Origin of the sequence: Larkinella bovis (assembly GCF_042655385.1) — a bacterium.
Classification (GTDB): domain Bacteria; phylum Bacteroidota; class Bacteroidia; order Cytophagales; family Spirosomataceae; genus Larkinella; species Larkinella bovis.
The window spans coordinates 123,699-141,281 of the sequence record NZ_JBHSMA010000005.1; the positions used below are offsets into that span (position 1 = coordinate 123,699).

A 17,583-nucleotide genomic window follows, 5' to 3' on the forward strand; every position below is an offset into this window, starting at 1 on the left:
GGGGACGGATTTACCGGTTTTCGATCTCCTCCACCAGTTCTCCGTACCACTTCTCGCCGTACATCCGGATAAGGGGTTCTTTCAGAAACTTATAGACTTCGACGCCCAACTGCTCGCCAAAACTACAGGCCGGATTGCAAATGGGCCAGCGGTCGTAATTCAGGGCGTGGAAATTCTCGTACTTGGTGATGCGGATGGGATACAGATGGCACGAAATCGGTTTTTTGAAATTCACTTTCCCATCGTTGTAGGCGGCTTCGATGCCGCACTTGAGAATGCCGCGTTTGTCGTAAGTCGCAAACACACACTCGCGTCCGTCGATGGTAGTCGTAACAAAACCGTCGTCGCCGTCGGATTCGTACAAACCGTGTTTTTCAATGGCTTTGACCCCTTCGGGCATCAGATACGGTTTGATGAGCGGATAAATTTCCTCCAATATCGGCAATTCATCGGCTTCCAGCGGAGCGCCCAGGTCGCCTTCCACGCAGCAAGCCCCCTTGCATTTGTCCAGATTACAAACGAAAAACTTCTCGGCTACATCATCGCTGATGCAGGTGTTATCAATTAAGATCATTGTATTTGAATCGGCCTTATTTTTTAATGATTTTCAACCGCTGACCTACAGTAACATTACCACCCGAAAGGTGGTTCCAGTCCTGAATCTGATCGACCGTGACGCCGTACTGCCGCGAGATGCGGAACATGGTTTCGCCTTTCTGCACGGTATGGTACACAATTTCTTCCGAAACCAGGGGATCCGTAGTGGACGATGAACGGGTGGTCGAGACGGTGGTGGTTTTTGGCGCATCCCCGTCGGCTTTCACCAGCAATGTCTGGCCTACCGCCAGTTTGTCGCTCTGATTCAGGTTGTTCCACGCCAGCAGGTCGTTTACGCTGACGTTGTAAAGCCGGGAAATGCTGTAATAGGTTTGCCCGGCTTCCACCCGGTGTGTCAGCGATTTGGCGGAACGGGTGGAGGGAGTCGAACGGTTTACGCTGGATGACGGTTCGGTCGCAGCCTCCGTCGTCGGACGTTTGGCGCTGGCCATCACCGGTGCCGGTTCGGCCGGTTTGCGCTCGGCTGGACGGTTGATGGGCGTGGAGGTGGTCGTCGACCGAACGGGCGCTGACTCCGGGTTTGAATACCCCGTGCCGGAGTTTTCCGGCCGCACAATCACCACCCGCTGCGTAGTACCCGCATTCTGCATGGTCATGTTCGGGGTGCTGCTAGCCGGAGTCGTCACCGGCGATTTGGGGGCTGCCGTCTCAACGGGACTGGGTTCCGGTGCGCTGCTGGGCGTAGTGGCCGGGGCCGGGTTTTCCTTCGGTTCGACTAATTTGGGCGTATATAACTTACGTTCAGAAGCATTGCGCGGAATCGGGTTCGCCGGACGATCGGCGGCCGACGACTGGCTCAGGCGGTTGTCGCCGGGGCTGGTTGCAGGTTCCGATGCCAGGGGTTGGGATTCGGGAGCCGGTGCGGTTGGCATTTTAATAATTTCCACCGGTTTGTTGCCGGGTCGGCGTTCGCGCAACCACATCACTCGACCTACCTGCAGCCGGTCTGAACGGTCGATGCGGTTGTAACGCAGGAGCTTTTTCAGCCGGATTCCGTACATCTGTGAAATGCTTTGCGAGGTTTCACCGGCCTGAACCGTGTGGTAAGGAACCGTGGCCTTCCGCATTTTTTTGGCCAGGTAATACACTTCGTTCTCCGTGACCGGATCGCGGTCGCTCATGTCATTGTAGCGCAGGAAACTAGACACGCTGATACGGGCTTTCCGGGCCAGCGTCGAGGCATTGTCACCCGCCAGGGCCTGGATACCGGGCAAACCGTTGATTTCGTATAAGACCACATCCGGTTTGCCTTTTGAATAATTCACTTTGCGCAGAATGGGGAAACCGGTATCGGTTTTGACATATTTCGCGGCTTTGGTCGCCACCGGCTGGTTCCGATTGATGGCTTGCAACTGGCGCCGAATGGCCGCCACCTGATCGTTCGTCGCCGGTATGGCCAGCACGTACTCCTTGTCGTTCGGGACGTTATCCCCCAGCACCCAGCGGTTGTATTTCCGGATTTCGGTTTCGTCAATGTTCAGTTCGCGCGAAATCTGGGCGATGCTTTTGCCGCTGGCGTACGGGTATTCGACGAGGGCCACGGCATTCGCGCTGCGGTAGGTGGGCAAAACGCTGTCGAGCGCAATCTTGTGGGCGAAAAACCGCAGGATGTAGCGGTCGGTTTTGTTGTCGAGCGTGATTTCCTTGGCGTAGGACCATTCGGGCGGAACCAGTTTGCTAATGCCGGTGGTGCCGAGGTAGTAGGAGAACAGGGAGGAAACCCAGTTGTTATAAACCGTATTGTTGCGTTTGAAATAGCGGGCGGCTCCGCGCGTGGAGGCAACGATGCTTTTGCGTTCGTCCACTTCGTTATCGACGCGCATGCCGTGGTCGGTGGCGGTTTCTTTCTTAAACTGCCAGTAACCGACCGCCGTCGAGGACGAAACCGCATCGGGTGTCAGGGAGCTTTCCTGAACGGCCAGGTATTTCAGATCGACCGGAACCTGTTCGTCCTGCAAAACGGCTTCGATCAGTGGAAAATAGAGCGCCACGCGGTCGAGCTTCGCATCCCAGTATTTTTTATTCGATTGAACCAGCGCCGTGATGTCCTGCTGGATAATGCGCCGGGCGCTTTCGTCGAAGCGAACGTTCAGGTCGGCAAACCGGATGGACCGGGGCACATCGGGAGTAGCCCCGGAAGGAGCGGCAACAAGGAGAAAAGGGAGAAGGAAAAGAAGGAGAGAAAAGGTTCTCTTTTTCATACGCTGTTATCGTTTGTAAATCATCATTAAGCCATCCCGGACGGGCAGTAAAATCTGCTCGACGCGCGGATCATCACTTACTTTGCGGTTAAAATCAAGCACAGCCTGCGTGTCTTTGTCGGCTCGTCGTTCGGCTGCGGTCCGGCCTTCGCCAACTGGCTTCACAACTTTTCCGCTCCATAGCACATTATCAGCTAAAATGATGCCACCGGTTCTGACTTTATCAAAAACCAGGTCATAATACGTTGCATAATTTTCCTTGTCGGCGTCGATAAACACCAGGTCGAATGGCCCCTCGAGCGTCGGGATAATGTCGGACGCAAGCCCCAGCCGCAGGTCGATCAAATGACCCACGGGCGACTGGTCCCAGTAGGACCGCACGAAGGCTTCCAGCTCGTCGTCGCGTTCGATCGTAATCAAGGTTCCGTCGTCAGTCAGTCCTTCGGCCAGGCAGAGCGCCGAGTAGCCGGTAAACGTCCCGATTTCGAGAATCCGGCGGGGCCGAAGCATCCGGGCAATCATCGACAGCAGCCGTCCCTGCAGGTGTCCCGACACCATCCGGGGGTACAACATCCGGGCGTAGGTGTTCCGATTGAGCTGGCGCAATAAGTCACTTTCGGGAGAGGTATGTGCTTCCGAGTACGCAGAAATAGCTGGGGGCAAAAAATCCATGCCGGTTTACGGGGGTGCTTTAGGCAAATAAAAGGAAATCCGGTGGTTTTGTAAAAATACAATTATTCTGTTAACGGGAACATCGCACTCCTATTTTGTTCGGACCCGCTGGATCAGAATTTATACCCGAAAAATGAGCGAACGTTACGCGTCTTCGTCGGGCTCCGGAATAAAGATTAAATGGCTCAACTGACTTTCGTCGAACATTTCGTTGGCCAGATTCTGCAACAGAACCGCGTCGACCTGCCGGATTTCAGCAAAGATTTCCTCCAGTGAATCCAGCTTGCCGGTGTCCAGAATGCTTTTCGCCATTGTCAGCATCAGGCTCTGGTTGCTTTCTTCCGACATCGCCAGCTGGCCCATCAGTTGCTCCTTGGTGTTGTGCAACTGGAGTTTGGTGAGCGGTTTTTCGCGCAGGATTTTCATCTCCCGGCCGATCTGCGCCACGCTGCGGTCGAGGTGTTTCTGGTCCGTTCCGAAATAAATACCCAGAAAACCGGTATCCAGAAACGGGGTGTAACTGGCTTCGATGGAATACACCAGTCCGTATTTTTCGCGCAGGTTCATGTTCAGCCGGGAGTTCATGCCGGGGCCGCCGAGCAGGTTGACCAGCATGAAAAACGGCAACCGGCGGGCATCGGGCAGGGCATAGGCCGGGCGGCCAATAGCGCACTGTGCCTGCGTAATCGGTCGTTCCACCGTAACCCGCTGCGGTTCGTAATCGCCGGGTGCCAGGCGTTTCCGTTCGGAGGTCCGGTGCGGAATGTCGCTGAAGTATTTCGTGGCAATCTTTTTGACCTTGCTGAACGGCCAGTTGCTGACCGAGGCAAAAACCACCCGTTCGGTATCCAGGTTCTCGCTGATAAACTGCTGCAACTGTTCACGCGTGAAGGAACGAACGGTTTCGGGCCGGCCGAGGATGTTGCCGCCCAGCGGGTGATTCTTGAACACCACCTGATCGAAATCATCCTGCAGGGCGTCTTCGGGCGAGTCGTAATACATCGCCATTTCTTCCAGAATCACACTGCGTTCTTTCTCGATCTGCTTTTCCGGAAAAACCGAGTGAAAGGCAATATCGGCCAGGAGTTCGGTCGCTTTTTCAAAATGCAGGCCCAGCACCGACGCGTGGAAACAGACTTTTTCCTTGGTCGTATACGCGTTCAGTTCGCCCCCGACGGTTTCGAGCCGGTTGATGATGTGAAAGGATTTGCGTTTTTTGGTGCCTTTGAAGGCCATGTGCTCCCAGAAGTGGGCCAGGCCTTCCTGCTGCGGTAATTCGTCGCGGCTGCCGATGTCGAGCATGATGCCGCAGTGGGCAATTTGGGTATGCGGTACTTGTTTATGAACAATCCGGATTCCGTTCGGTAAGGTATATAGTTCGTAATCTTCCATTCTTTTTCCAACCCTGTTGGGAAACCCAGAGTCTACTGCCATTCCTGCCGGCTGTGCTTTTACAGCGAGCCCCTTGTGGGTATAGAATTAAGAACTAAATTTAAGCAAAGATAATTTCATCACAATAAAAACGATGAAGACAATCTCTACTCTGTTCACCGGTTTTTTCCTCTTGAGTTACGAATTGATGGCGCAGCGAATGGCTCCGCAGATCGGTCTCAACCTCGTCCCGCTGCTCGCCCGGACGCTTGAACTGAACGCGACCGTGTTGCGCAATGCCGAACGGGAACTGTTTGTGCACGCGGGCTATACATTTCCTCAATCTCATGCCCAATACTGGGAGAGTGGATCCCGTTATTGGGAGGGAGAATCCAGGGGCGCCTATTTGCGGGTGGGTGCCAAAGCGTACTTTAACCCAAACGGACGATTCCGGTTTTTTATCAGCCCCCATCTGACGGCGGGCTATCTCGAACAGGCAGGGAAATCAGCCACCGTGATTTGTTCGATCATCTACTGTTACGCGATGGAAAGCGAAGGAAAAAAGGGGGGATATTCCCTGAGCGCCGGTATTACCGGCGGTTTTCGTGTGAACCTTCTGCCGCAAGTGACCTTGGATATCGGTATACAGGCCAACCGGTTTTTGGGGGATAACCCGGACTTGCAAAATCCGGCGATCTACATTCCGGGTTATGGCCGAAGGCCGGTTCAGGGTGTTGCGTTGGTTCAATATACACTAAAAGGGCGGTAAATTTGTTTCCCTGCCCGTCGTTCCCGAAACTTGCCCAATGAATCAACCGCAACGGTTTCTGATTAGTCAAACGGCTTTCATTGGCGACGTCATTCTGGCTACTTCGCTGGTGGAAAAGCTGCGTTTCCATTTCCCGGACGCTACCATTGATTTTCTGCTGCGGAAAGGCAACGAAGGGTTGCTGAAAAACCACCCGCATATCAACGAAGTTCTGATCTGGGACAAAAAAAATGGCAAATACCGCGATCTGCTCCGCTTGCTCCGCCTGATTCGTCCGCGTCGGTACGACAAGATGATCAACCTGCAACGGTTTGGGGCCACGGGACTGCTGACGGCTTTCTCGGGCGCGTCGGAAACCATCGGGTTCCGTAAAAATCCGTTTTCCCGGTTTTTTACGCACAGCGTCGAACACCATATTGCGCCGGACATTCACGAAATCAACCGTAACACCGAACTGGTCAGCGGATTTACCAGCCGGACGGCGTTTAAACCGCGTCTGTATCCGTCGCTCGCCGATTATGAGCAGGTTAAACCGTACCAGACAGGCCCGTATATTTGCGTGGCGCCCACCTCGGTCTGGTTTACGAAACAATACCCGGAAGAGAAGTGGGTCGATTTTCTGCGGCAGGTGCCCACCCACCTGACCGTCTACCTGCTGGGCGCACCCTCGGACTCGGTGGCTGTGGAACGCATCCGGCAACAGCTCGACAGCGTGCGGGTGGTGAGTCTGGCCGGGAAACTGCCGTTTCTGGCGTCGGCGGCTCTGATGCAGGGCGCTCAGATGAATTTCGTCAACGACTCGGCGCCCTTGCACCTGGCGTCGGCGGTGGATGCACCAACGACAGCCATTTTCTGCTCGACCATCCCGCAGTTTGGGTTTGGCCCTCTGGCCGACGATTCACAGATTGTCGAAATCGAAGAGATCCTCGACTGCCGCCCCTGCGGACTACACGGGCGCAAAACGTGTCCGCTGGGTCATTTTCAGTGCGCATACGGGATTCGGACGGAGCAATTGACCACCCGGCTCGAAGGCCGGCAGGCTGATGACGCCAAGCCGATGGCGTAGCGGTTTTACGGGTAATGACTTTTTTTTGAACGTATGCTGAATCTGGGAGAAGTTGTCCGACTGATTTTTGAACGGCTGGAAGGATGGGGGAAAACCGCCCTGGTGCTGGTGCCGAATCTGGTGGTGGCGCTGGTCGTAGTGCTGCTGTTTAATTTCGTTGCCCGGTATGTCCGGCGGCTGGTCGTCCGGGGTTTCGACCGTTTCAGTGACAACATTTCCCTCGTCAACCTGACCGGAACCGTCGCTCAACTGGTGGTAATGGCCCTTGGCCTGTTCATTGCGCTGGATATTCTGGGGCTGGAAAAAACCGTGGCTTCCCTGCTGGCGGGGGCCGGGGTGCTGGCACTGGCCATCGGTTTTGCGTTTCAGGATCTGACGGCCAACTTCATTTCGGGAACCATTATTGCGCTCCAGCGGCCGATCGAAGTGGGTGATGTAGTCGACACGAACGGTTTTGAAGGACGGGTGGTCAGCGTCAAACTGCGTTCCATTGTGCTCGACAATGGCGGAGGGCAAACCATCGAAATTCCGAGTAAGGACGTTTTTCAGAAACCGATTATCAACTTCTCACGCTCCGGTAGCCGGCGCATCGAAATGGTAGCGGGGGTTTCGCATCTTGATGAGCTGGAAAAAGCCCAGCGCGTCGCGATCAGCGCCGTCAAAGCCCTGCCCTTTATTCGGAAAGACAAACCGGTGGAGATGCACTACAAGGGTCTTACGCTCGAAATGGTTCAGTTTCTGGTTTGGTTCTGGATCGATCCGGCCAAAACCGATGCTGCCAAAGCCCTGAGCGAAGCTATTAAAGCCGTTAAAAAAGCATTTGCGGAAAATGACGTGCTCATGATGTTCCCCGCCCACACTTACGAGCTAAAAAAGCGCGCCCAGGGACCGCCGGAGGCATAAAGATTATAGGGTTTCGTACTCGTACTGCTCCAGAACCGTTGAACTGGCGGCCAGTACCCGTCGCGTCGGCAGGTTGTTGTCGTACACGTACCGGTATTCGTCGACCGACGGTTTGGTCTGATTACCGGCTTCAACCTGGTAAGTGGAGGCCCGGACGCAATTGTTTTTCGACCAGCTCATCTGGTCGAAAACCGGGCAATCGGCCAGCCGGTACGGATTGGGTTTCGTATCGTACTCATACACAATCCGGCGCGTTTGGGTCGAGGCTGCCAGGCTGCGTTGCAACGGAACGGTCGTCATGGTTTCTTCAATCACGTTGCCCCGGGTGTCGTAGCGATATTGGTAGGTGGTCAGCGTGACCGGTGAACTACTGGTTTTTTCGCCCCGAACCGCGTAGGTATACCGCTGACGGCCCACAATCTGGCCGGCGGTATTATAAATCAGTGAATCCGTAAAAAAGAGCGCTTTTTCGGGATTGCCGGTGAGGTCGCCTTTGCGAAGAATATAGCGCTCCCGGGCATTCAGCCGGCCTTCGCGGCTGTAGGTATAGTGTTCTGAATAACCATAATTCCAGGGGGATTCGGGTTGCTGGTATTGCATGGAATACGTTACCAGCTTGCCCGTCGTGCCAAAATTGTGCTGAATCAGACTCAGCGCTTTCTGGTTTCGGGTTACTTCTTCCTTACTCAGTTTACCTTTTGCATCGTAAAAAAACTGCCGAACGCTGCCGTCCGAATAGACAATTCGCTTGAGCCGATTCTGGGCAACGGAAGAAAATGACGTAGCCAGGCCGATCAATAAGCTGAAAAAGAAAACAGAAGGGAGCATTTTTAGCATAGCGTTGAGGATGGGTTGTTTCGACGTGTCGATTGCAAAAACTATGCCCGTAAAAAAAGCCACTCTAAAAAGAGCGGCTTTTTTCGACGAATTTCGTCAAATTAGTTTTTTCGATACTGTTCGATAATCTTATAAAGCGCCTTTTGCTTCTCCAGTTCCGGAAAAAAGTCAAACAACTGAATGTGCAGCTCGTAATTGAGCGTCAGAGCGGCTTCCAGACTGACGAGGGCTTCGCGGTACGATCCGGCGTGAATGAGGTAGATCACCGCCCGGTAATACAGATCGGCTTCCTGCGGCAGTTCTTCGATGCCCATCTCGATGATCTCGTGCGCCCGGGCAAAATCGCCCTGATCGAACAGCACCAGCGACCATTGCAGGTACACATCCAGGTTGGTCGGATCGGCTTCGACGGCCTTCTCAAAGGCTTCGATGCTCGAAATACCGTTGCCTAGTTTGTATTCGGTTTCGGCCAGTGCCAGCCAGTATTCGGCGTTTTTTTCGTTCAGTTTCAGGGCTTTCCGCAGAAACGGAATGGATTCGTGCCACTTGCCCAATTCGCTCAGACAAACACCGATGCCGTAATAGCCTTCATCCCACAGGTTGTCGAGATGAACGGCGTCGCGGTAGCGGGTGATGGCTTCGCCAAAGCGGTTTTGTTTCTCCAGACTGGCACCCAGGTAACAATACGTTTCCGGGGTTGCGTCCTCGTACTTCAGCGTGTTCCGGTACGCTTCCTCGGCCTTGCTATACTTGCCGAGGTTCATGTACGTGTTGCCCAGGTTAAAATACGCCGACGCAAAATCTTCTTTAATAATCGTCGCGTAATCGTAGGCTTGGGCGGCCTCCTTGTAGCGGTTGAGCTTGCTGTAGGCGATTCCGATGTTGTACCAGGCATTGTGCGAATACGGGTCGCGATCGATCAGCTGCTGGTAATAGTCCAGGCTGTTTTCCAGTTCACCCATCAAATCCAGGCAAAACGCCAGTTCGTAGAGCGAATTTTCGTTGTTGATGTTGTAGTGAATCGATTTTTTATACTGCTCGATGGCCTCTTCGTATTTGCCCCAACTCTGGTAGGTCTGCCCGATCTGAAAGTGGATGTCGTCCTTTTCGTCGGCGGTTTCCAGCAAATCACTCAGAATTTCAATGGATTGTTCGTAGTTACCGGCCAGGTTGCTGATGGTGCCCTGCATGTATTGAACATCCGGGTCACTCGGATTGTACAGGGCAGCCCGGTCGAGTAAATTCAGGGCCTGATCAAACTTGCCGTTGGTGGCCAGCAGTTGGGCCTTATCCAGCATCAATTCCAGTGAGTAGGGGAAATTTCCAAGACCGGCTTCACAGGCTTTCATGGCTTTTTCCAGATCGCCTTCTTCCATGTAATGTTCAACTATCTGTTCGTAAACATCCAGGTCGAAGAATTGACTTTCTGTGCCTTCTAACATACTCTCAAACCGCTGTAGAGAGGCCTTTATTTCGCTTTCTCTTTCCTCAAACTCTTGCTCCATATTCACATCGTACAGGGGTTACGTATATACTATACACCACTCTTGAGCGTGGAATTGTAGTAGAAATATACAACTAATAATCTATTTCGCAAGTATTCCGGCAAAAAATGTACCGACCGGTTTTTACCCCATTTTGGGGGACTTGGCGATCAGGATATTACCCGGTTTACCCGGGTTGTCTATCCGTGGGTACGTTTGAAAAACACACAAATCCGCTGAATCGTTTCGTCGATATTCCGGTATTGGAAGGATAGGGTATTTTCGATCTTCCGGCCATCGTACCGGTACGATCCCGAGGCCGAGCGGGCGGTTTCGCGGGTGATCAGCGGAGCCTTGCCCGTGAGCCAGGAGCGGACGGCTTCGAGCGGCCAGAGCAGGCGGGTGAGGGTAGGAGGAACGCGAAACCGGGTGCGTCGCCTGCCGAACGCATCCGCCATTTTGTCCAGAAATTCCTTGTACGGCATACTGGCGGCTGTCAGAATAAACCGCTGGGCCGTTATCTCGCTTTGCATGAGCTGAAAAACCGCGTCGGCCACGTCGCGCACGTCGACCAGGTTGACAATACCGGCCGGGTAGAACGGTTTTTCGTCGTAAGCGTATTTGAACAACTGCGTACTGCTGCGCGTCCAGTCGCCCTCGCCCAGCACCAGCGACGGATTGACCAGCACGGTATCGAGCCCTTCGGCAACGCCCCGCCAGACTTCGAGTTCGGCCCGGTATTTGGTTTGCCCGTAAAAGGAATTCTGGGGCGACTCTTCCCAGCGCTGCTCTTCGTCGATGACGGTCGGGCCGGTTTCGCTCTTGCCTGTCGGCCGACCCACGGCCGCCACCGAACTCACGTAGCCCAGTTTCCGAACTCCCTTTGCCAGACAAACATTAACCACGTTGGCCGTTCCTTCCACATTGACTTTCTCCATGCGGCTGCGGTCTTTGGGCAGGTACGAAACAATGGCAGCCACATGAACCACGTCCACTGTCCCGCCGGTCTGGAGCGTCTGAATGGCGTCCTCCAGCGCCGGAATATCCAGAATGTCGCCTTCGAACCAGATGATCTGGTCGTTGAGGTCGTTGAGCAGACTCAGGTCGCTGCCGGTTCGCCGGAGCGCGGCCACGTTCCGGCCTGCTTCAAGATACCGCCGGACGATATGGCTGCCGATCAGGCCGTTGGCGCCGGTGATGAGGGTTATGTCAGGTAGTGATAAAGTCATTCAGAATAGTTCAACCCAGTTCAGGAAATTATTCGTGCTTTCCATGGTGTTATCCGTGACCGGCGCGGTTGGGAGCACTTGCTCAGCATCCGGTTTGTAAACATAACAACGTTTGCCGCCGATTTGCTAATTTCGCGCCAAAATAAGGTTTGGAAGGTACGATCTGGGGCGAAGGGGAACCTGGAATTGTTTTAACCCTATACCGTATACCGAAAACCGTAAACCAACTGACATGTCACTAGAAAATCCGCAACGCTATACCGTCACGGCGGCCCTGATTTACGCCAATGGTCCGATTCATATCGGGCACATCGCCGGTTGTTACCTGCCCGCCGATATTTACGTGCGGTATCTGCGCGCAACGGGCAAAGACGTGGCCTTCATCAGCGGCACCGACGAACACGGTGTTCCGATTACCATCCGTGCGCAGAAAGAGGGCATTACGCCCCAGGAAGTGGTCGATAAATATTACGGACAGATCAAGCGGTCGTTCGAAGCGTTCGGGATTTCGTTCGATATTTATTCGCGAACCTCCAAACCGATTCACCACGAAACGTCGCGGGAGTTTTTTCTGAATCTGTACGAGAGCGGTAACTTCACGGAAGAAATTACCGAGCAGTATTACGACCAAACCGCGAAGCAGTTCCTGGCCGACCGCTACATTATTGGGGTTTGTCCGGTTTGCGGCAACGAAAATGCCTACGGCGACCAGTGCGAACGCTGCGGCTCGACGCTCAGCCCGACGGAACTGAAAGAACCGCTGCGCTCAATGCTGTCGGGATCAAAGCCGGTTTTGAAAGCGACCAAAAACTGGTACCTGCCGCTCGACCGGATGCAGCCGCGCATTGAAGAATACATTAACAGCCACCCGGAATGGAAAACCAACGTACTGGGCCAGTGCCAGTCGTGGCTGAAGGAAGGACTGCGCCCCCGCGCCATGACCCGCGACCTCGACTGGGGCATTAAAGTGCCGCTGCCCGATACGGAAGGCAAGGTACTGTACGTCTGGTTCGACGCGCCGATTGGATATATCTCCATGACGAAGGAATGGGCCGAACAGCAGGGCCGCGACTGGGAGTTGTACTGGCGCGACAAGGACACGAAGCTGGTGCATTTCATCGGGAAAGATAATATCGTGTTTCATTGCATCATTTTCCCGGCGATGCTGATGCACGAAGGGAGTGGTTCGGGATCCCGCTATATTCTGGCCGATAACGTGCCCGCCAACGAGTTCATGAACCTGGAGGGCGACAAAATTTCGACCTCACGGAACTGGGCGGTCTGGCTGCATGAATACCTGGACGAATTGCCGGGCAAACAGGATGTGCTGCGCTACGTGCTGGCGGCCAATGCGCCCGAAACCAAGGACAGCGAGTTTACGTGGAAAGATTTTCAGACCCGCAACAATAGCGAGTTGGTGGGCGTATTTGGCAATTTTGTTAACCGGGCGGTCGTGCTAACGCAGAAGTTCTGCGAAGGGAAAGTGCCCGTGAAGGACGGGTTGACCGAAACGGATCAGGCGGTTCTGGACGAACTGGCGCAGTTTCCGGACCGCATCGGGCAGGCGATCGAGCAATACCGTTTCCGGGAAGCGCTGGGCTATTTGCTGGATTTGGCGCGGCTGGGGAACAAGTACCTGGCCGAGACCGAACCCTGGAAAGTGGCCAAAACCGATCCCCTGCGTGTCAATACCATTCTGAACATTGCCTTGCAGATTGCTGCCAATCTGAGCATTGTTTGTGAACCGTTCCTGCCCTTTACGGCGGAAAAACTGCGCACGTTGCTGAATACGGCGACGATTACGCCGGAAGATGCAACGGGATCGGCGTTTCACTGGATCAATGCCGGAAAACCGGATTTGCTGCCGGAAGGCCACACGCTGGGCGAAGCGGTTTTGCTGTTCGAAAAAATTGAAGACAACGTGATCAACCAACAAATCCATAAACTGCACGAAGCCAAACGCATGAACGAACTGGCCGTAAAAACCGTACCGGAGGCCAAACCGGTGATTCAGTACGACGATTTTGCCAAAATGGACCTTCGGATCGGTACAATCGTGGAAGCCGAGCGGGTGCCGAAAAGCGATAAATTGCTGAAACTGAAGGTGGATGACGGAACGGGGCAGCGCCAGATTCTGAGCGGAATTGCCAAACACTTTGAGCCGGAAAAACTCATCGGCGTTCAGGTGACGTTCCTGGCCAACCTGGCTCCGCGGAAAATGATGGGCCTTGAATCGCAGGGCATGATTCTGATGGCCGAAGACCGCGACGGTAGCCTGTCGCTGATCAGCCCCGACAAAACCGTCTGGAATGGCGGAACGGTTTCGTAGTTGCCGGAACCGGGATGACGCGGAGTAAAGGATTGCCCAGGATGGCTGTCGCAACGTAGGTTGCCCTATCCTGGGCAATCCTTTCCGTTTCATCCCGGTTCAGAAGGCTTTAAAAAGATAAAGCCTCCCGATCACTGCGAGAGGCTTTATACTGACTATTCCTAAACCCTTAACCTTTTCTTTTCTAAGAACTTATCTTCAATTTTTTCATAGTGTCCGACCTTTTCCGGTGTTAACTGTACTTAAGACGGAGTACCAATTCAGAAGTAACAACTCTCAAATCAGAATTTTATAAACTAACTGATAATTTCCTGATTTTGTTCAATTGTCCTGCCGTTGAAGAACAATGCAAATATCGCAACAAATTTTTAGAGTACAAATTTTATTTTTAAATATTTTTTAGGTACCTGCTTGGTATAGTATTGATTTGTAATAGGTTATACGTCCATCTGTAGGGCTTTTGGACAGGATTTTAAAACAAAATACTACAAATTTCACAATTTTGCCAAAGGAAATTTTTATTTCAAAAATTGAAAAAATCATCAAATAGTTATATTATTGGTTGAAAAAATTCATCGTGTGCTGTAAGCCCGAAGTACAAAAACTAATAACGGCATCGCCGGCGCGGTCGAGATGCTGCGGTAATTGCGCCATTTCGTCCTCCGGAAACTTCCCCAGAACAAAATCAATCTGCCGTCCTTTCTGAAAGGTATTGCCAATTCCGAACCGCAAACGCGCGTATTCCTGCGTTCCCAGTACTTCATCAATATTTCGCAATCCGTTATGTCCACCGGCCGAACCTTTGGGTTTCAGCCGCAATTTGCCAAATGGCAAATCCTTGTCATCCGTAATAACCAATAGATTCTCGGTTGGGATATTGAATTGCTTTAAATACAAGCTAACGGCCCTGCCGCTCAGGTTCATATACGTCGTTGGTTTGATCAAATGGATGATTTTTCCCTTATGACGCCATTCGGCGGTGTAGGCCAGCCGGTTGAGCGAAAAATCAAAACCGTATTGGGCCGCCAGCCGATCGACTACCATAAAACCGGCGTTATGCCGCGTCAGCATGTATTCCGGACCGATATTACCAAGACCGACAATCAGAAATTTCATAAAAACCGCGTTGAAGAATCAATGGATGAGTTGCACCTGCAAAGTTCGCAGAAACAAATCAACAAAAAACACCTGTCGAAAACCGAAAACTGAAAACCGACTACTATCTTTCGTTCATGAATCAGAAACGCCTTATTCTCGCCAGCCCGTTGCTGGAGATTGTGATCAGCCGATTGTGTCAGGAGCTGATTGAGAATCATCAGGATTTTGCCAATACCGTCGTGCTCGGCATGCAGCCACGCGGAATTTATTTTGCCAAACGGATTGTGGCGGAACTGAACCAGACCCTGCAAAAAGAGATTCCACTGGGTTTTTTGGATGCAACGTTTTACCGGGATGATTTCCGTCGGCGCGAGCTGCCGCTGCGGCCCAACAATACGTTTGTTCCGTTTCTGATTGAGGATAAGAAGGTTATTTTAATTGACGACGTGATCTCAACCGGCCGTATGGTTCGGGCGGCTCTGGATGCGATGACGGCATTTGGCCGCCCGCAGTCGGTAGAGCTGCTGGTGCTGATCGACCGGCGGTATAACCGGGATCTGCCCATTAAACCGGATTATACCGGCAAACGGGTCAATACACTCGAATCGCAGAAAGTACTGGTCGAATGGACCGAGCAGGGGGCCGAAACCGACCGAATCTGGCTAATGGAATAGAATCGGTTCTTTTTAACCTGGGGCCTTGCCTTGGCCGGAAAACCGGTGCCGGTTACATTTTTCCAGGTATTTCCGGATTGCCGGTTCATGGGTAAATTTTTTTTCGAGTTCGCGTAGGGGTACGGTTTTCGAAGCGGGTCATAGCGGCATAAAACAACAAATACCGTTCAAACCGCTATAACAGCCATGAAACTTACTTCCCTGCTATCCGCTTTTTTGATGCTCGCGTTGGTGTCATTGATTTCCTGTGACTTCGAACGCATTGGTCCCTACGAAGAAGACGACCGCACCTACGGCCTGACCAATTTCGACCGGCTCGATATGGGCAGCGCTTTTACCATTACCGTTGAACGAGGCAGCCAGTACAGCATCAAAGCCCGGGGTAACCGCCGGGATCTCGATGATCTGGATATTTACACCAGCAACGGCACGCTGCACGCCAAATACCGCAACGGGTCCCGCAACCGCCGGTACGACATGACCATTACGATCACGATGCCCACGCTGCGTTCCGTCGATTTTTCCGGCGCTTCGCGTTCGGACGTGACCGGTTTTCAGGGATTGCGTGAACTGGATATCATCTTATCGGGCGCTTCCCGGGCCCGCTTTGATGGGGGCACCGACCGGACCAACATTGACCTGTCCGGTGCCTCGGACCTCGACCTGAAAGGAGCCAGCGGTCTGCTGTTTGGCGAATTGTCGGGTGCCAGTAAACTGGAAGCGTTTGATTATCCGGTTGACGAAGCCGAACTGGATTTGTCGGGGGCCAGCACGGCCCGCGTCCGGGTTGCTAAACGGCTGGATGTGAACGCCAGCGGGGCCAGCAGCGTTCGGTATCGTGGCACACCCGAACTGAAATCCCGTCTGTCGGGTTCCAGTACGGTTCGTCAGGATTAAATCACCTGGAAGATTTATAGGGCGTACAAAAGCGCCGGATGGCTAGGCTGTCCGGCGCTTTTGCGTGGATGGCTGTTTATTTTTCCGGTAAGAGCTGGGCGTGATCTTTCGGTGTTTGCTGAAGAATTTGGTCAGGTGGGCCGTATCGGTAAACCCCAATTCATCGGCAATTTCCTTGATGCTGAAGGAACTGTGCTGCAGTCGGTTTTCAATCAGCTTCAGGCGGTAATCGGCCACGTAGTCCCGCAAGGAAATACCGGTTTTCTCTTTGAAAAATTCCCCCACGTACGTTGGCGACAGGTTGAAGTGGTCGCCCAGAACGTTAATCTGAATGCGGTCCGGTTCGTAGATGTGCTCGTGGATGTAGTTGAGCAGGCCCGTGATTTTGTCGGGATGCTTCCCGGTATCCGGGCGTTGGGCAATCAGGTGATTTTTGATCAGCGATAAAACGGAATGAAGCAGGAAGAAAATCAGTTCGCTGCCTGGGTCCCGGTTTTTCTGCCATTCCTGCCCAATTAGTCGCATCAGCGTATCCATGGTTTGCCGGTCAAAACAGGGTTCCGTAAGGGCCGGATTCTTCTGGATGGCGTGGGTCAGAAACCCGTCGATGTACCGGTTCCAGGCGGTTTGGACCTGCGCATCGCCCGCGCCTTTGAGGTAAACGTGGATAAATTTGACGATGGTGAATTCCGTTTCGTCTTCGATGTCAAAAAAATGCACATCCGACGGGCGGAGCAGGAATAGGTTGCCCGCTTCGTAGGCTTGCGTGCGCCCGTTCAGCCGATGCTGCCCCCGGCCCCGGTGGATAAAGGTGAGTTCGTAGTGGTTGTGGTTATGTTCAGGCAAGGGCCAGTGGCTGGCGCTGAACATCTCAATCTGAAACAGCTGATGTTGAATGCATTTGATCACCCTCCAAAGGTACAAGCATTCCCGCTGGATTTACAAGCGTTGGGAGTTGGTAGCCCGCTACTTTTGTGACGAACATAAACAACGTGATAATGAACGCTTATTCGTACGCATTTCTGACGGCCCGACTGACGGTTGCGGCCAGTTTTATCGGGCACGGTGTCGTGCGTCTGCCGAAATTGACGGCCTTTAGCGATTGGATGGTGGGCTTGTTTGAGAAAACCATCCTGCCGGATTTTCTGGTTCGTCCCTACAGTATGGCCGTTCCGGTCATTGAACTGGTTTTGGGCGTGACGCTGCTCGTCGGGTTGTTTACCCGAGCCAGTTTGATTGGCGCCACCTTTCTTTTACTGTCGCTAATTTTTGGGTCCAATCTCGTCGAAGAGTGGAACTGGATTACGTCACAGATGATTTATTGCCTGTTTTTTGTATTCATGTTTATGAATATGGAGCATAATCAATGGGCGCTGGATCATATTTTCCGGAAATCAGGTCGTCCGAAACGAGTGGCCGAACTGGTCTGAAGTAG

At 53.0% G+C, this 17,583-nt stretch carries 16 protein-coding genes; 7 read left to right on the plus strand and 9 right to left on the minus strand.

The features are described from left to right. Positions 1-10: 10 nt before the first annotated feature. The 4 genes from ACFPMF_RS17070 to ACFPMF_RS17085 all read right to left on the minus strand — a co-directional run bounded on the left by ACFPMF_RS17070 (position 11) and on the right by ACFPMF_RS17085 (position 4,883). Positions 11-574: a DUF3109 family protein gene (locus tag ACFPMF_RS17070; protein WP_379847460.1), complete on the minus strand. Its 564-nt coding sequence runs from the start codon at positions 572-574 to the stop codon at positions 11-13. A 16-nt stretch (positions 575-590) separates the two neighbouring features. Then, entirely contained in the window at positions 591-2,819 is a 2,229-nt protein-coding gene (locus tag ACFPMF_RS17075; protein WP_379847463.1) for a LysM peptidoglycan-binding domain-containing protein, read from the minus strand. Positions 2,820-2,825: 6 nt separating this feature from the next. Then, a complete protein-coding gene (locus tag ACFPMF_RS17080; protein ID WP_379847466.1) occupies positions 2,826-3,491 on the minus strand; it encodes an O-methyltransferase in 666 nt (221 codons plus the stop codon). Between the two features lie 144 nt (positions 3,492-3,635). Next, the gene (locus ACFPMF_RS17085) at positions 3,636-4,883 is read right to left on the minus strand and encodes a M16 family metallopeptidase (protein ID WP_379847469.1); all 1,248 of its coding nucleotides are present in this window, start codon (positions 4,881-4,883) and stop codon (positions 3,636-3,638) included. Positions 4,884-5,016: 133 nt separating this feature from the next. Between ACFPMF_RS17085 and ACFPMF_RS17090 the strand changes: the two genes are divergently transcribed. From ACFPMF_RS17090 to ACFPMF_RS17100, 3 genes are read left to right on the plus strand one after another with little or no spacing between them, the layout of a single operon-like run. Then, positions 5,017-5,631: a hypothetical protein gene (locus tag ACFPMF_RS17090; protein WP_379847471.1), complete on the plus strand. Its 615-nt coding sequence runs from the start codon at positions 5,017-5,019 to the stop codon at positions 5,629-5,631. A 37-nt stretch (positions 5,632-5,668) separates the two neighbouring features. After that, the gene (locus ACFPMF_RS17095; protein WP_379847473.1) at positions 5,669-6,697 is read left to right on the plus strand and encodes a glycosyltransferase family 9 protein; all 1,029 of its coding nucleotides are present in this window, start codon (positions 5,669-5,671) and stop codon (positions 6,695-6,697) included. Between the two features lie 33 nt (positions 6,698-6,730). Beyond that, complete coding sequence (locus ACFPMF_RS17100; protein WP_379847475.1) at positions 6,731-7,600, plus strand: mechanosensitive ion channel family protein; 870 nt, start codon at positions 6,731-6,733, stop codon at positions 7,598-7,600. Between the two features lie 3 nt (positions 7,601-7,603). On the opposite strand, the gene ACFPMF_RS17105 is transcribed toward ACFPMF_RS17100, so the two are convergent. The 3 genes from ACFPMF_RS17105 to ACFPMF_RS17115 form a co-directional block, all read right to left on the minus strand. Continuing rightward, positions 7,604-8,437 carry a hypothetical protein gene (locus tag ACFPMF_RS17105; RefSeq protein WP_379847478.1) on the minus strand — a complete coding sequence of 278 codons (834 nt, stop codon included), beginning with the start codon at positions 8,435-8,437 and terminating at the stop codon, positions 7,604-7,606. A gap of 101 nt (positions 8,438-8,538) precedes the next feature. Next, positions 8,539-9,942 (minus strand): tetratricopeptide repeat protein, encoded by a 1,404-nt coding sequence (locus ACFPMF_RS17110; RefSeq protein ID WP_379847480.1) that lies wholly within the window; start codon positions 9,940-9,942, stop codon positions 8,539-8,541. 179 nt (positions 9,943-10,121) lie between these two features. Further along, positions 10,122-11,150 carry an SDR family NAD(P)-dependent oxidoreductase gene (locus ACFPMF_RS17115; RefSeq protein WP_379847482.1) on the minus strand — a complete coding sequence of 343 codons (1,029 nt, stop codon included), beginning with the start codon at positions 11,148-11,150 and terminating at the stop codon, positions 10,122-10,124. 232 nt (positions 11,151-11,382) lie between these two features. Here ACFPMF_RS17115 and metG point away from each other — a divergent pair, with 232 nt between their 5' ends. Next, complete coding sequence (metG, locus tag ACFPMF_RS17120; RefSeq protein ID WP_379847484.1) at positions 11,383-13,479, plus strand: methionine--tRNA ligase; 2,097 nt, start codon at positions 11,383-11,385, stop codon at positions 13,477-13,479. 555 nt (positions 13,480-14,034) lie between these two features. On the opposite strand, the gene pth is transcribed toward metG, so the two are convergent. Beyond that, positions 14,035-14,595 (minus strand): aminoacyl-tRNA hydrolase, encoded by a 561-nt coding sequence (pth, locus tag ACFPMF_RS17125; RefSeq protein WP_379847486.1) that lies wholly within the window; start codon positions 14,593-14,595, stop codon positions 14,035-14,037. A gap of 116 nt (positions 14,596-14,711) precedes the next feature. Between pth and pyrR the strand changes: the two genes are divergently transcribed. Both pyrR and ACFPMF_RS17135 read left to right on the plus strand, forming a co-directional pair. Continuing rightward, a complete protein-coding gene (gene pyrR, locus ACFPMF_RS17130) occupies positions 14,712-15,251 on the plus strand; it encodes a bifunctional pyr operon transcriptional regulator/uracil phosphoribosyltransferase PyrR (protein ID WP_379847488.1) in 540 nt (179 codons plus the stop codon). A gap of 186 nt (positions 15,252-15,437) precedes the next feature. Beyond that, positions 15,438-16,148 (plus strand): head GIN domain-containing protein, encoded by a 711-nt coding sequence (locus tag ACFPMF_RS17135; protein ID WP_379847490.1) that lies wholly within the window; start codon positions 15,438-15,440, stop codon positions 16,146-16,148. A gap of 42 nt (positions 16,149-16,190) precedes the next feature. Here the strand turns inward: ACFPMF_RS17135 and ACFPMF_RS17140 are convergent, their stop codons facing one another. Next, positions 16,191-17,057 (minus strand): helix-turn-helix domain-containing protein, encoded by an 867-nt coding sequence (locus ACFPMF_RS17140; protein WP_379847492.1) that lies wholly within the window; start codon positions 17,055-17,057, stop codon positions 16,191-16,193. 89 nt (positions 17,058-17,146) lie between these two features. Here ACFPMF_RS17140 and ACFPMF_RS17145 point away from each other — a divergent pair, with 89 nt between their 5' ends. Then, entirely contained in the window at positions 17,147-17,578 is a 432-nt protein-coding gene (locus tag ACFPMF_RS17145; RefSeq protein ID WP_379847494.1) for a DoxX family protein, read from the plus strand. The last annotated feature ends 5 nt before the right edge of the window (positions 17,579-17,583 follow it).